Origin of the sequence: Intrasporangium sp., from assembly GCF_030452765.1 — a bacterium.
In the GTDB taxonomy this organism is placed as follows: Bacteria; Actinomycetota; Actinomycetes; order Actinomycetales; family Dermatophilaceae; genus Intrasporangium_A.
In genome coordinates this window covers 31113-45521 of record NZ_JAKDLO010000010.1, presented here as the reverse complement: position 1 = coordinate 45521, position 14409 = coordinate 31113, and the positions used below count along the sequence as shown (strand labels likewise).

Genomic DNA, 14409 nt, shown 5'->3' with positions numbered 1-14409 from the left:
TCACCGGCGGCCACAAATCATGCCCTCACCCGGAACCCCGGCTGAATGTTTACGGGTACATCAGGGGTGAGTAGTTTCGATCAGAACGTCGATCGGCAGCTCGACGGCGTCGTGCTGGACCGCGTGTATACCCAATGCCACGTAGCCTAATTTTGTCGGTGGGTGTGCGGCGTGTCGTGGCGGGTGTGACGGGTGGGTCTGCTGGGATGGCCGGTCATGGGTTCAGCAGCGGTAGTGGCGCGTCCGGATCAGGTGAGCTTGGGGGTGCTGGTCGAGGCGGTCGGGCGGGACGCGGTCGATGAGGCGGTCGGCGGTGTGCGGGAAGAAGGAGCGCCGCTCGGACGGCAAGCTGCCCGCGCACGTGATCACCTATCTGACGCTCGCGTTGTGCCTGTTCCCGGAGGATGACCACGAGGAGGTCGCGGCGAAGGTGACCGGGTCGCTGGACCGGTTCGGCTGCTGGGACGCGGCCTGGAGCGTACCGACCGCCGGCGCGATCACCCAGGCGCGGAAACGTTTGGGCCGGAAGGTGTTTCCCGAGTTGTTCGAGCGCACCTGCGGTCCGGTCGGCGGGGAGGCTGGGCCGGGCGCGGGCGAGGCGGCGTTGGGCACGGCGCGTGGGTCGTTCCTGCGCGGGTGGCGGCTGCTGGCGATCGACGGGTTCGAGGTGGACGTGCCCGACTCGAAGCAGAACGCGGCCGAGTTCGGGTATGCCGGGTCCGGGGCGAACCGGTCTGCGTTCCCCAAGGCGCGGGTGGTTGCCCTCGCCGAGTGCGGCACCCACGCGTTCGTCGCCGCCGAGGTCGACGCGTACTCGGTCGGGGAGAAGAGCCTCGCACAGCGGATCTACCCGCGGCTGCGCCCCGACGAGCTGCTCACCGCGGACCGGGGCTTCTACTCATGGGCCGCGTGGGACACCGCCGCGGCGACCGGTGCCGCCCTGTTGTGGCGCGCCCCGACCCAGCTGGCCCTGCCTGCCATCGAGGTCCTGACCGACGGCACCTACCTGTCCGTGGTCATGGACTCGAGCATCCGCGGTGCCCGCCGTCAGAAGATCCTGGCCGCGGCCCGCGCCGGGCACGACCTGGCCGAGCATCCCGACGCCCGCGGCAGCAACGGGCTGCCGGTGGCGCGGCTGGTGCGGGTGATCGAGTACGACGTGCCGGACCGGGCCGGGAACGGCACCGGCGAGCTGGTCGTGCTCCTCACGTCGATCATCGACCCGGCCGCAGGCCGGGCCGGACGATCTGGCCGGGGCGTATCACCAGCGATGGGAGGAAGAGACCGCCAACGACCAGCTCAAGACGCATCTGCGGGGCCCGGGCAAGGTGCTGCGTTCGCGGCTGCCGGACCTGGTGTACCAGGAGATCTGGGCCCATCTGATCGTGCACCACGCGATCTGTGCGCTGATCGCGCGGGCCTTGGCCGCCGCGGACCTGGACCCGGACCGGATCTCCTTCACCAAGGCCGTGCGCCTGATCCGCCGTACCGCTACCGGGACGGCGGACATTCCCCCCTGAGGACTGGCACGCGGCACTACCCGGCCACCTGAGGAGGATCGCGCGGGCGCGCATCCCGAAACGCCGGCAGCGCACGTGTCCGCGCGCTGTCAAACGCGCCCGGCACAACAGCTACCGCGTCAAGCGACCCGACGAGCCGGCCAGCACCCGCCACGACCGGCCGCCCACTATCAACCTGCACGCCGTCCACCCACGCGCGTCATGACCCGGATTACGCTACGTGGCATTGCGTGTATACCGACAAGGCCTCCGGCAAGGACGTTGCTCCCCCGCAGCTGGAGGTGTTGCTGGGGTTCGTCCGCGACGGGGACACCGTGGTGGTGCACAGTCTGGATCGGCTGGCCCGCAACCTGGACGACCTGCGGCGCATCGTCCACGCTCTGACCGCCCGCGGGGTACGGGTGGAGTTCGTGAAGGAGCAGCTGACCTTTACCGGTGAGGATTCGCCGATGGCGAACCTGCTGCTGTCGGTGATGGGGGCCTTCGCCGAGTTCGAACGTGCCCTGATCCGGGAGCGGCAGCGCGAAGGCATCGCGCTGGCCAAGCGACGCGGCGCCTACCGCGGCCGCAAGCCCTCCTTGACCGCTGGGCAGGTCGCGGACCTGAAGGCGCGCGCCGATGCTGGCGAGGCGAAGGCAGCGCTGGCGCGGGAGTTCGGGATCAGCCGCGAGACGGTGTACCAGTACCTGCGTGCGGCCGCTTCCACCGGCTGACGAGAGCGCAGCGGTCACTGCGGCGGGGCTGCGGGATCGGTGAGGGTGAGCCGTTTGGACATATCAAGGTTCACCTCGCCGTAGGGCAGCACGTGGTTCCAGAAGAGCGGGGTGAGTCCGCGACGATCGGCGTCGCCGAGCCGTTCGAACCAGGCTGGCTCCACGAGGACGTCTTGCAGCATCAGCGTCTTCACGTACACCAGCGCGGCTTGCAGGATGCGCAGGCAGGCGACGAACATCTCCTGTTCGTCGCGGTGGTTGCCGGCGATGGTGCCGCCGGCCCGGTGAGAGGACTCGACGACGTTGAGTCCTTCCTCGATCTCGCGCTGCAACTCCCGCAGCCGCAAGTACCGGCACACGAAGATGGTCTTCTGGGCGCGGCCGATCTCCAGCATCGCCGCGTAGGTCGGGTGCGAGGCGCTGCGGGTAAACCGGCGCAGGATCGCCTCGGTCGTGGGGGTTCCGGTGCGGATCGCGGTGGCGTAGCGCATCGTCATGTCGTACTGCTCGGCGATCAGGTCCCAGCGGATCGGCCTGGTCAGCGCAGCGGCAAGGTTCGGGTAGGCGTCGCGGCCACCTGAGGCATCGACGTAGAGCTTGATCCGGTTGATCTGCTTGATCCGGGGCAGCAGGTCGAAGCCCAGCAGTCGGGTGATGCCGAAGCCGATCTCGGACTGCCCGTGAGAGTCGACGTAGGTGCCCTCCAGGCGCATGGTGGTGCTGTGCCGCATCGCTCCTTCGACCATCGCGGCAACCTCCGATGCGGTGCAGGAGATCAGCTGCGAGTGCACCACCATCGACTTACGCTCCACATGCCAGTAGATCAACACACCGCGGCCGCCGTAGCGGGAGTGCCACTCGGTGAAGATGTTCTGGTCCCAGGCCCGCACGTGAGTGGAGTCCGAGGCGACCGCAGTCGAACCGACACCCCACAGGACGGCCCGCCGCGCCGCGAAGGTCGCGTCGGCGATGCGGATCGCGACCGCCCGCGCGGCGTCCAGGCTCAAGTAGCGGCGGCGGACGTAACGGATCTCGTCTTCGCTGTGCCCGTGCCCGCCCGCGGCGACGGCGCGGATGCCGGTATTGGTGCCGTAGGCGTAGATCGCCAGCAGCAGTCGCTCGGCCAGCACCGACGCGGGAATGCTGCCGCCGCCGCTGACCGAGGTGACCACCTCCAGACAGCCGGTGCGCAGCACCCTCTCCTTGAGGATGTCCACCAGCGCCACGGTGCCCCAGCGGCGGCGCACCTCGGCCTTGAGCTGGCGCAGGTTACGCGGCTCGTGCTGCGCCGGCACCGGCGTCAGCTTGATCGCTCCGGCTCGCCGCTCGCTGATCGCGAGCCACGGCAGCTGTGGCAGTGCTTCGTTCAACCTGCCCAGCTCGTCGGTCAGCTCCCCGCGCAGCCCCGCGATGAACTCGGCCGGGTCCAGCGGTTTCCGCAGCTCGCGGTAGTGCTCGGCCCGGTGTTCCTCGAAGTCGGCCGGCAGGTCCGCGTCCGGGTTGCGCCACCGATCGGCCCCCACGACCTTGGCTCAGCCGCCGAACCTTCTGGGCGGCCGAGCCGAACCGGCGCTCCGGGCCTCCCTCGCTGGCGCTCGGTCGATCCTCACACCTTGGCTCAGCCGCCATACTCATTGGCTGCGCTCTTTGCCTGCTCGAGCCACGCACGCCGGGCATCGAGCGACTCCTGGGCCTTGCGGATCCTGGCCTCGTTGCCCGAGGACTGGGCCTTGGCGAGGTCGGACTCGAGGTCGGAGACCGCCCGCTCGAGCTGGTCGACCATGCCCTGCGCCCGCGCCGCGACCTCCGGGTTCGACGACTTCCAGCGTTTCTCGTCGGCGTCGCGGACCGCCTGCTCGACCCGGCGCAGGGCCTTCTCGATGCGGTCCATGTCGGCGCGGGGCACCTTGCCCGCGGCGTCCCACCGGTCCTGGATCGAGCGCAACGCCACCTTGGACTGCTCGAGGTCGGTCACCGGCACGAGCCCCTCGGCCTCGCTGAGCAGGCCCTCCTTCACGCCGAGGTTCCCCCGGAACTGCTCCTCCTCGGCCGCCACGACCGCGTCCTTGGCCCCGAAGAACGCGTCCTGGGCCGCCTTGAAGCGGGCCCACAGCTTGTCGTCGTCGGACCTGCTCGCCCGTCCCGCGTGACGCCACTCGTCCATGAGCCGCTTGAAGGCGCCGGCCGTCGCCGACCAGTCGGTGCTCGTCGAGAGGCGCTCGGCCTCCTCGATGAGCCGCTCTTTGGCCGCCTTCGCCTCCCCGTGCACCGCGTCGAGGCCGGCGAAGTGCGTGCGCCGGGCCTTGTCGAAGCGGTTGCGGGCGGTGCTGAAGCGCTGCCACAGCGCCGTCTCGGCGTCGCGGTCGAGACGGGTCGAGGCGCGCTGGTGCTGCTTCCACTCGTCGAGCAGCTCGCGCATCCGCGCGCCGCTCTGCTTCCACTGGATCTTGTTCTCCGGCTGGTCGGCGATGGTCTCGGCCGCCGCGACGATCGCCTCCCGCTCGGTCGTCGCCTGCACCTTGGCCGCAGCACGGGCCTCCTGCTCGAGGTTGCGCTTCTGGGCGACGCCGGACTGGATCTCGTCGAGCTTGGCGTGCAGCGCATCGAGGTCACCGACGACGGCGGCGGCCTCGACCTGCTCGATGAGCTTCTTGAGGGCGTCGTTGACATCCTTGGACGGCACCTCGGGCTGGGCGAGCCGCTGCTCGAGCAGGACCGCGGACGCGTACAGCTCGTCGTACTTGCGCGCGAAGTACGTCAGCGCCTCCTCGGGGCTTGCGCCCGGGAAGCTGCCGACCTCGCGCTCGCCCTCCTTCGTCCGTACGTGCACGATCCCGTTCTCGTCGACGCGGCCGAAGGCAGCTGCCGCCGAGTGGTCCTCGTTCGCGGCCGGGGGCACCGGCCGGGGGCCTGGGCGCGCCATCGACGCGGGCGTCGGGATGGCGCTCGGCTTCGGTATGCCGCTGGGCTTGGGGACCGGGGGAACGCTGGCCTGCGGTTCAGGCGCGGACTGCGTGGTGTCGACGTCCGTGGCCTGCGGTTCAGGCGCGGACTGCGTGGTGTCGACGTCCGTGGTCACCGGCTCAGGCGCGGACTCCGTCTCCTGCTCGGGCTGCTCGGACTGGTTCGTCGTGTCAGTCATGCCTTCTTCTCCGTCACCTTGACGCTGAGGATGCTGATGGGGGAGACCGGGGTGCCGTCGTTCTGGTTGGGGGGCAGGGCCTTGTGCGAGGCGATCTTCTTGACGATGTCGAGCCCGTCGGTCACCGTGCCGAAGATCGTGTAACCGCCGCCCTTGGTCGGCAGCGTCGTCTTCTTGTACGTGATGAAGAACTGGCCGCCGTTGCTGTTCGGGTCGGAGGTGCGGGCCATCGCCAGCGTACCGGCCGGGTAGACGCCGTCCTTCGGGGCGTTCTCGACGCCGAAGCCGTAGCCGGGATCCCCTGAGCCAGTGCCGGTGGGGTCGCCGCACTGCAGGACGAAGATGCCCGCGCTCGTCACGCGGTGGCAGGGACTCGGAGCCCAGTAGCCCCGCTCGGCCAGGAAGACGAACGACGCGACGGTCTGCGGCGCCTTGGTCCCGTCCAGCTCGAACGTGAGGTCGCCGCAGGTCGTCGTGACGGTCGCGACGAACGTCCGGCCTGCCGCGGTCTTCTTGTCCGGCACCGTCGCGAAGGTCTTCGGGGTCGTCTGCAGGGTCGGTGGCTGCTCACACCCGGCGGCGAGCCGCTGCCCCTCCTCGAGGGCGGCAGTCGTCGCCGCGGCCGGTGTCGGTGCCGCCGCGGGAGCCGCATCCGAGTCGGGCAGGAAGTGCGGGATGGCGATGGCCGCGGCCACGACGAGGATCACCGCGAGGATGGCGCCGAAGAGCCGCTTGTCCTTGGCGCTCTCGCTGATTACCTGCTGGGTGCCACGCCGTGCCTCCTTGCGGCGCCGCGCGCGGGCGTGCTCCTGCTGTTTCGTCACGTTCCTCTCCTTGGCGGGACCACCGACGTGCCGGGCTTCGGACATTTTAGAGACACAGCCCTGCCCGGTGCGGGCCGCAGGGTCACGACTGGACGACACAACCCCCGGGCCGCGGGGGAACTAGCATGGCCGCTGGCGAAAGGAAGTCAGCTGTGGCCGAGCATGATGTGCGGATGATCGTCCTGTCGACGGACGACCTGGACGAGTCGATCAAGTTCTACTCCGAGACTCTCGGGATGCCCCTGAAGTTCCGCGACGGCTCACATTTCGCGGCCCTCGACGGCGGGTCGGTGACCCTGGCCCTCGCGACCAGGGTGGACCACCCGATCCATGGCCGGGTCGTGGTCGGCATCAAGACCAGCGACGTCGACGCGGCAGCGCAGCGCATCGAGGAGAGCGGCGGCGCGGTCATCAAGGGCCCGTACGACGATGCCCACGAGCGACGCGCCGTGTGCTACGACAACATGGGCAACGGTCTGGTGTTCTACAGCCCGCTGGCCCGCTGACCGTGCTGACCGTCGCGTTCCCCGCCCAGGCGTTCGACACCAACTGCTACGTCCTGGCGCCCGGCCCCGGTCAGGAGTGCGTCGTCGTCGACCCGGGCGTCGGGGTCGAGCAGGCGCTTCAAGAGGTGCTCACGACCCACCGGCTGCGGCCGGCCGCCGTCCTGCTGACGCACGGCCATGTCGACCACGTCTGGGCGGTCACACCGGTGTGCGGCGCCGACACGGCGGCATACATCCACTCGGAGGACCGCTACCGGTTGCGCGACCCGCTCGCGGGCACCCATCCGGCCCTCATCGCCATGCTCGAGCAGCAGTTCGGCCGCAAGGCCACCTGGGCCGAGCCCTCCAGCGTCGTCGAGATCCAGGACCGGACGCGGCTGACGCTGGCCGGGCTGGAGTTCGAGGTCCGGCACGCTCCCGGGCACACCGAGGGCTCGGTGCTCTTCGGGACGAGGCAGGTCCCCGACGGGGTTCGCGCAGACGTGGACCTCGACTGCACCATGCTGTCCGGTGACGTCCTGTTCGCCGGGTCCATCGGACGGACCGACCTGCCGGGAGGCGACCACGCGGCGATGCAGCGCAGCCTCCGCGAGGTCGTCCTGCCGCTGGCGGACACGACCCTCGTCCTGCCGGGGCACGGGCCCGCCACGACGATGGCCCACGAGCGGGAGAACAACCCCTACCTGCAACACTTGCCCGCGTGAGCACGTCAGCCAAGATCACCCCGATCAGCGGGTTCCCGGAGTACCTGCCCGCCGAGCGGATCGTCGAGCAGCGCTTCCTCGACGTCATCCGGGAGACCTTCGAGCTGCACGGCTTCGCCTCGATCGAGACCCGCTCCATCGAGCCGATCGAGCGACTGACCGGCAAGGGCGGCGACACCGACAAGGAGATCTACGGCGTCTCCCGGCTCGCCGGTGACGACGAGGAGGCGAGGTGGGGGCTGCACTTCGACCTGACCGTGCCGTTCGCGCGGTACGTCCTCGAGAACGCCGGCAAGTTGCACTTCCCCTTCCGGCGCTACCAGATCCAGAAGGCATGGCGCGGTGAGCGGCCCCAGGAGGGGCGCTACCGCGAGTTCACCCAGGCCGACATCGACGTCGTCGACCTCGGCGAGCTGTCCCCGCACTTCGAGGCGGAGATGCCCCTGGTCATCGCCGACGTCTTCGACAGGTTCCCGGTCGGCGAGTTCGTGATCCAGGTCAACAACCGCAAGATCCCGGGCGGCTTCTACCAGGGCATCGGCCTGACCGACGTCGTCGGGACCCTCCGGATCGTCGACAAGCTCGACAAGCTCGGGCACGCACAGGTGAGCGAGCTGCTGATCGAGTCGGGCGCCACACCCGAACAGGCGGCGCAGTGCCTCGCGCTGGCGCAGATCCGCACCCCCGACCTGTCCTTCGTCGAGCGCGTCCACGAGCTGGGGGTGAGCCACCCGCTGCTCGACGAGGGCCTCGAGTCGCTCGCCCGCGTCGTCCGGACCGGTCAGGCGCACGCACCGGGACGCGTCGTCGCCGACCTGCGGATCGCCCGCGGGCTCGACTACTACACGGGCACGGTCTACGAGACGCAGTTCGTCGGGCACGAGCAGTGGGGCTCGTTCTGCTCCGGCGGCCGGTATGACGCCCTCGCCTCCGACGGCCGGCACACCTACCCCGGAGTGGGTATCTCGATCGGCGTGACCCGGATCCTCGGGCTGCTCGTCGGCCGCGGGCTCGTCACCGCCGACCGGTCCACCCCGGCCGCGGTCCTCGTCGCCCTGAAGGACGACGGGTCTCGTGACGAGTCGGTGGCGGTGGCCACGGCGCTGCGGGCTCGCGGGATCGCCTGCGAGGTCGCCCCGTCGGCCGCGAGGTTCGGCAAGCAGATCCGCTACGCCGAGCGCCGGGGCATCCCGTACGTGTGGTTCCCGGGAGCCGGGCAGGCCGGCGACGAGGTCAAGGACATCCGCTCCGGCGCGCAGCTCCCCGCCGACTCGCGGGCCTGGGCCCCGCCCGCCGAAGACCTGCACCCCGCCGTCTCGAGGCGCGACTGACCCGGCGACACTACTGTGGGAGGTATGAAGGTCGGCATACCGCGTGAGGTCAAGGACAGCGAGTTCAGGGTTGCGATCACGCCGGCCGGGGTCACCGAGCTGGTCGCCCACGGCCACGAGGTCGTCATCGAGGAGGGAGCCGGGGTCGGCTCGGCGATCACCGACGACGACTACCGGGCCGCCGGAGCCGTGCTCGTCGCCAAGGCCGAGCAGGTCTGGGAGTCGGCCGAGCTGCTCCTCAAGGTCAAGGAGCCCGTCCCCGACGAGTACGACTACCTGCACGAGGGCCAGACCGTCTTCACCTACCTGCATCTGGCCGCCGACCGACCCCTCACCGAGCAGCTCACCCGCCGGCGGGTCACTGCGATCGGCTACGAGACCGTCGAGCTGCACGACGGGTCGCTGCCGCTGCTCGCCCCGATGTCGGAGGTAGCGGGACGGCTGGCTCCCCAGGTCGGCGCCCAGGCGCTGCTGCGCGCGCACGGTGGCCGTGGCATCCTGCTCGGCGGGGTGTCCGGTGTCTACGCGGCCAAGGTCGTGGTCATCGGTGCCGGCGTCGCCGGGATGAACGCCGCAGCCATCGCCCTCGGCATGCAGGCCGAGGTGCTCCTGCTCGACAAGGACATCAGCAAGCTGCGACACGCCGACTTCGTCTACCAGGGCCACTGCCAGACCGTCGCATCCAATGCCTACGAGATCGGCAACGCCATCGCCGACGCCGACCTCGTCATCGGGGCCGTCCTCGTTCACGGTGCCCGCACCCCGAGGCTCGTCACCAACGAGCAGGTCGCCCGGATGCGTCCGGGCTCGGTACTCGTCGACATCGCGATCGACCAGGGCGGCTGCTTCGAGGACTCCCACCCGACGACGCACACCGACCCCACCTACCCGGTGCACAACTCGATCTTCTACTGCGTGGCCAACATGCCCGGCGCCGTGCCGCACACGAGCACCTACGCGCTCACCAACGTCACGCTGCCCTACGCCGTCGCACTCGCCGACCACGGCTGGCGCGATGCCCTGCGGTCCGATCCCTCCCTCGCGCTCGGCCTGAACACCCACGGCGGCGCGGTCGTGTTCGAGCCCGTCGCCCAAGGACACGGCCTCTCCTTCACCTCGCTCGCCGAGGTGCTCTCCTGACCGCCGGCACCCAGCGCACCACCCCCCTGGAACGTGACATCAGCGCGTGGCTCGACCATGTCCGCGTGGAACGCGGGGCGGCGGCCAACACCCTCGCCGCGTACCGTCGCGACCTCGGCCGCTACCGCGACTTCCTCACCGAACGGGGCATCACCAACGCGGCAGCGGTGCATGAGGCCGACGTCACCGGCTTCCTCGCCCACCTGCGCCTCGGAGACTCCGGCCACCCGGGCCTGGCCGTCTCCTCCACGGCGCGGACCCTCGCCGCGGTCCGCGGCTTGCACCGGTTCCTCGCCCTCGAGGGGATCACGGACACCGATCCCGCCGCGCACGTCGCGCCCCCGCGCCCACCCTCCCGCCTCCCGAAGGCGATCCCCGTGGACATGGTCGAGCGGCTCCTCGAGGCGGCCTCCGTCGGCGACCCACCCCTGTCGCTGCGCGATCGTGCGCTGCTCGAGCTGCTCTACGGCGCGGGAGCCCGCATCAGCGAGGCCGTCGGCCTCGACGTGGACGACCTCGACCTCGAGGTGCGCGCCGTGCGCCTCGTCGGAAAGGGCGCCAAGGAGCGCGTGGTCCCCATCGGCCGGTATGCCGCCGAGTCCCTTGGCGCCTATCTGACCCGAGCTCGACCTGCCCTCTCGGCCGCCGGACGGGCCGGCCCAGCGCTCTTCCTCGGCCGGCGCGGAGCCCGGCTCTCGCGCCAGTCGGCCTGGCTGGTGCTCCAGGCGGTGGCCGGCCGCGCGGGCCTGCGCGAGCACGTGTCGCCGCATACGCTGCGGCACTCGTTTGCCACGCACCTGCTCGACGGAGGCGCAGATGTGCGCGTCGTGCAGGAGCTGCTCGGGCACGCCTCGGTCACGACGACCCAGATCTACACGATGGTCTCCGTGCATCGGCTCCGGGAGGTCTACGCCGAGGCTCATCCCCGGGCGCGCTGATAAGGTCGGGCCTGATCAGCGCGACGCTGACCGGGCACGACGGAGCGGAGTGGACACCAGGGTGAACGAGGAGACCCAGGAGGCGGCGCAGGTGGCGGCGCAGGCCGGCCAGGTCGGTGACCTCCCCAGCCCGCACGAGAGCAACGCCGCATCGCAGCCGGCGCTCGGCCCGACCGGCCGGCCGGTGCCCCACTACCCCGAGCCTGCCCTGCTGAGCACCCATGGCCCGGCGCGCATCATCGCGATGTGCAACCAGAAGGGCGGGGTCGGCAAGACGACGACGACCATCAACCTCGGTGCCGCACTGGCCGAGCTGGGCAGGCGCGTGCTGCTCGTCGACTTCGACCCGCAGGGCGCCCTGTCGGTCGGGCTCGGCCTGCGCACCCACGAGCTCGACCGGACCATCTACAACCTGCTCGTCGGCGGCGGGCACGACATCCGCGAGATCATCCAGCGCACCGCGACCGACAACCTCGACATCGTCCCGGCCAACATCGACCTGTCCGCGGCCGAGGTCCAACTCGTCGGCGAGGTGGCCCGCGAGCAGGTGCTCACCCGGGTGCTCCGACCGGTCGCCGACGACTACGACGTCATCCTCATCGACTGCCAGCCGTCCCTCGGCCTGCTGACCGTCAACGCCCTCACCGCCTCGCACGGCGTCATCATCCCGCTCGAGTGCGAGTTCTTCGCGATGCGCGGCGTCGCCCTGCTCGTCGAGACGATCGAGAAGATCACCGACCGGCTCAACCCCCGCCTGCAGGTCGACGGCATCCTCGCGACCATGTACGACGGACGCACCCTGCACTGCCGCGAGGTGGTCCGCTCGGTCGTCGACCACTTCGGCGACCGGGTCTTCCACACCGTGATCAGTCGCACGGTCAAGTTCCCCGACGCGACGCTGGCCGCCGAGCCGATCACGGCCTACGCGCCGAACCACTCGGGCGCCGACGCCTACCGGCAGCTGGCGCGCGAGCTCATCGCACGTGGCGACGCGGCCTGATCCGATGAGCGAGCCCGACCTCGTCGACCGGGGGCCGGCCGACGCCGTACACCTGCCGAGCCTGCCCGGGGACCGGTCGTCGGCCATGACTCCCGGTGGTGTCCTCACCCGGCGTACCGGCGCGCCCTTCGAGGTCCACCTCGACGTCTTCCAGGGGCCGTTCGACCTGCTGCTCGGGCTCATCGCCAAGCACAAGCTCGACATCACCGAGGTCGCCCTGTCCAAGGTCACCGACGAGTTCGTGGCCCACCTCAAGGCGGCCCAGGCAACCGACGACTCGGGCCCGTCATGGGACCTCAGCCAGGCGTCGGAGTTCGTCGTTGTCGCCGCAACCCTGCTCGACCTCAAGGCGGCCCGGCTGCTGCCTCAGCCCGGCCCTCAGGACGAGGAGGACCTGGCCCTCATCGAGGCCCGTGACCTGCTCTTCGCCCGGCTCCTGCAGTACCGCGCCTACAAGCAGATCGCGGACGCCTTCGCCGACCGGATGGCCACGGTCGGCCGTATCGCGCCCAGGCAGGCCGGGCTCGAGCCGCGGTTCGCCGCGCTGCTTCCAGAGCTGGTCATCTCGGTCACACCCGAGCAGTTCGCCATGATCGCGGCTCGCGCCCTGACCCCGAAGGCCCCCCCGAGCGTCGGGCTCGAGCACCTGCACTCGCCGCGGGTCAGCGTCCGCGAGCAGGCGACGATCCTGATCGAGCGGCTCCGGGTGCGGGGGCAGGTCTCCTTCCGGGCCCTCGTCGCCGATGCCGACAGCACCCTGGTCATCGTCGCCCGCTTCCTCGCCTTGCTCGAGCTGTTCAAGGAGTCGGCCATCGCCTTCGAGCAGGCCCAGGCGCTCGGCGAGCTCGATATCCGGTGGACCGGCGCCGCCTCCGGCGATGTCGCCATCACCGACGAGTTCGACGAGACCGGCGAGTTCGACGACCGGGATGCCGGCACCGACGCGGACGGGGACGATACGGACGGGAACGATACGGACGGGCCGAGCCCGGGGGAGCAGCCCGCAGAAGGGACATCATGAGTGACGAGCAGATCGGCCCGCAGGCCGAGGCGGATCCGGCCGGCCTCGACGTGCACGCCATGCCGGGCGGGCCGCGCGCGGCCCTCGAGGCCGTCCTCATGGTCGTCGACGAGCCGGTGACCGAGCTCGCGCTCGCGTCGGCCCTCGAGCTGCCCGTCGGCCAGGTCCACGACCACCTCCTCGCCCTCGAGCAGGACTATGCGGCGAGCTGGCGCGGGTTCACGCTGCGCAACGTCGCCGGCGGGTGGCGGGTGTACAGCAGGGCCGACTTCGCCCCGGTAGTCGAGCGGTTCCTCCTGGACGGCCAGCAGGCCAGGCTGACCCAGGCATCCCTCGAGACGCTGGCGGTCATCGCCTACCGCCAGCCGGTCTCGCGGGGCAGGGTCAGCGCGGTACGTGGGGTCAATGTCGACGGCGTCGTGCGAACCCTGCTGGCCCGTGGCCTCGTCGAGGAGACCGAGGACCCCGGGGAGGGCGGTGCGACGCTCTACCGGACGACCCCGTACTTCCTGCAGCGGATGGGCCTGCGCACGCTCGACGAGCTGCCCGCCCTGGCACCCTTCCTGCCCGATGCCGACGTGATCGACGAGCTCGTCGAGGAGGGCCACGCATGAACGAGGACCACTCACGCTCGCCCCGCACGCCTCGGGGGAAGGGACCGCACAAGGGGCAACAACCGCGTGGTCAGCGCGCCCGGTCCCTGCCGAGAGACGCCCGCCAGGGCGGCAAGGCACCCCGCTTCGCCGGCTCTACGAAGCCGGGCCAGCCGACCCGCCTGCCGGCCCGACCCGCCATCCCCACCGTCGACGTCCACGACCCCGCAGGGGTGCGCCTGCAGAAGCTGCTCGCCGCGGCGGGGGTCGGCTCCCGTCGCGTGTGCGAGAACCTCATCGCCGACGGGCGCGTCGAGGTCGACGGACAGGTCGTCACCGAGCTCGGCGTCCGGATCGACCCGAAGCGTCAGGTCGTGCGGGTGGACGGTGAGCGGGTCAACCTCGACGAGGAGCGGGTCTACCTCGCGTTCAACAAGCCCAAGGGCGTCATCACCACCATGAACGACGAGCTCGGCCGTCTCTCGATCACCGACTATCTCGGCAACCGGGACGACCGGCTCTTCCACGTGGGGCGACTCGACGCCGACACGGAGGGTCTGCTCCTGCTGACGAACGACGGCGACCTCGCGCACCGGCTGCAGCACCCGGCCTACGGGGTCCTCAAGACCTACCTCGCCCAGATCCAGGGCCCGGTCCCGCGCGACCTCGGCAAACGCCTGCGGGACGGCATCGACCTCGAGGACGGACCGGTCCGGGTCGACGCGTTCCGGGTGGTCGACTCCCGGCCCGGCAAGGCCCTCGTCGAGGTGATCCTGCACGAGGGGCGCAAGCATGTCGTGCGGCGGATGCTCGCCGAGGCCGGACACCCGGTCCTCTCGCTGGTGCGCACCGAGGTCGGGCCGATCCGGCTGGCCGACCTGCGCCCGGGACGGACCCGCCGGCTCGGGCGTGCAGAGGTCGCGGCGCTGTACAAGGCTGCTGGTCTCTGAGCCGGCCACGGGCGTCGCTACGCTTCG

Annotated in this window: 12 protein-coding genes and 2 pseudogenes; 11 read left to right on the top strand and 3 right to left on the bottom strand. The window is 70.7% G+C overall.

What is annotated here, in order from left to right; translation table 11 throughout:
• Positions 1 to 216 precede the first annotated feature (216 nt).
• Positions 217 to 1520 (top strand): annotated as a pseudogene (locus L0H79_RS02575) (IS4 family transposase).
• Between the two features lie 230 nt (positions 1521 to 1750).
• Positions 1751 to 2233: pseudogene (locus tag L0H79_RS02570) on the top strand (recombinase family protein); the annotation flags it as partial.
• Between the two features lie 14 nt (positions 2234 to 2247).
• Here L0H79_RS02570 and L0H79_RS02565 read toward each other — a convergent pair.
• The 3 genes from L0H79_RS02565 to L0H79_RS02555 all read right to left on the bottom strand — a co-directional run bounded on the left by L0H79_RS02565 (position 2248) and on the right by L0H79_RS02555 (position 6199).
• Entirely contained in the window at positions 2248 to 3528 is a 1281-nt protein-coding gene (locus L0H79_RS02565) for a transposase (RefSeq protein WP_301482974.1), read from the bottom strand.
• 323 nt (positions 3529 to 3851) lie between these two features.
• Positions 3852 to 5375, bottom strand: coding sequence for a DUF349 domain-containing protein (locus L0H79_RS02560; RefSeq protein ID WP_301482973.1), 1524 nt, complete (start codon positions 5373 to 5375; stop codon positions 3852 to 3854).
• Positions 5372 to 6199 carry a peptidylprolyl isomerase gene (locus L0H79_RS02555; protein WP_301482972.1) on the bottom strand — a complete coding sequence of 276 codons (828 nt, stop codon included), beginning with the start codon at positions 6197 to 6199 and terminating at the stop codon, positions 5372 to 5374. Before L0H79_RS02555 ends, L0H79_RS02560 begins: the two co-directional genes overlap by 4 nt.
• Before the next feature lie 152 nt (positions 6200 to 6351).
• On the opposite strand from L0H79_RS02555, the gene L0H79_RS02550 reads away from it, so the two are divergent.
• The 9 genes from L0H79_RS02550 to L0H79_RS02510 all read left to right on the top strand — a co-directional run bounded on the left by L0H79_RS02550 (position 6352) and on the right by L0H79_RS02510 (position 14382).
• Positions 6352 to 6705, top strand: coding sequence for a VOC family protein (locus L0H79_RS02550; RefSeq protein ID WP_301482971.1), 354 nt, complete (start codon positions 6352 to 6354; stop codon positions 6703 to 6705).
• Between the two features lie 2 nt (positions 6706 to 6707).
• A complete protein-coding gene (locus tag L0H79_RS02545) occupies positions 6708 to 7409 on the top strand; it encodes an MBL fold metallo-hydrolase (protein ID WP_301482970.1) in 702 nt (233 codons plus the stop codon).
• The gene (gene hisS / locus L0H79_RS02540) at positions 7406 to 8740 is read left to right on the top strand and encodes a histidine--tRNA ligase (protein ID WP_301482969.1); all 1335 of its coding nucleotides are present in this window, start codon (positions 7406 to 7408) and stop codon (positions 8738 to 8740) included. Before L0H79_RS02545 ends, hisS begins: the two co-directional genes overlap by 4 nt.
• Positions 8741 to 8764: 24 nt before the next feature.
• The gene (ald, locus tag L0H79_RS02535; RefSeq protein ID WP_301482968.1) at positions 8765 to 9880 is read left to right on the top strand and encodes an alanine dehydrogenase; all 1116 of its coding nucleotides are present in this window, start codon (positions 8765 to 8767) and stop codon (positions 9878 to 9880) included.
• Between the two features lie 38 nt (positions 9881 to 9918).
• Positions 9919 to 10818, top strand: a complete 900-nt coding sequence (gene xerD, locus L0H79_RS02530) for a site-specific tyrosine recombinase XerD (RefSeq protein ID WP_301482978.1) — start codon at positions 9919 to 9921, stop codon at positions 10816 to 10818.
• A gap of 61 nt (positions 10819 to 10879) precedes the next feature.
• Entirely contained in the window at positions 10880 to 11818 is a 939-nt protein-coding gene (locus L0H79_RS02525; protein ID WP_367652424.1) for a ParA family protein, read from the top strand.
• Positions 11819 to 11822: 4 nt separating this feature from the next.
• Positions 11823 to 12839 (top strand): ScpA family protein, encoded by a 1017-nt coding sequence (locus tag L0H79_RS02520; protein ID WP_301482967.1) that lies wholly within the window; start codon positions 11823 to 11825, stop codon positions 12837 to 12839.
• Complete coding sequence (scpB, locus tag L0H79_RS02515; protein WP_301482966.1) at positions 12836 to 13453, top strand: SMC-Scp complex subunit ScpB; 618 nt, start codon at positions 12836 to 12838, stop codon at positions 13451 to 13453. The genes L0H79_RS02520 and scpB overlap by 4 nt, the downstream gene beginning before the upstream one ends.
• Entirely contained in the window at positions 13450 to 14382 is a 933-nt protein-coding gene (locus L0H79_RS02510) for a pseudouridine synthase (protein WP_301482965.1), read from the top strand. The genes scpB and L0H79_RS02510 overlap by 4 nt, the downstream gene beginning before the upstream one ends.
• Positions 14383 to 14409 lie beyond the last annotated feature (27 nt).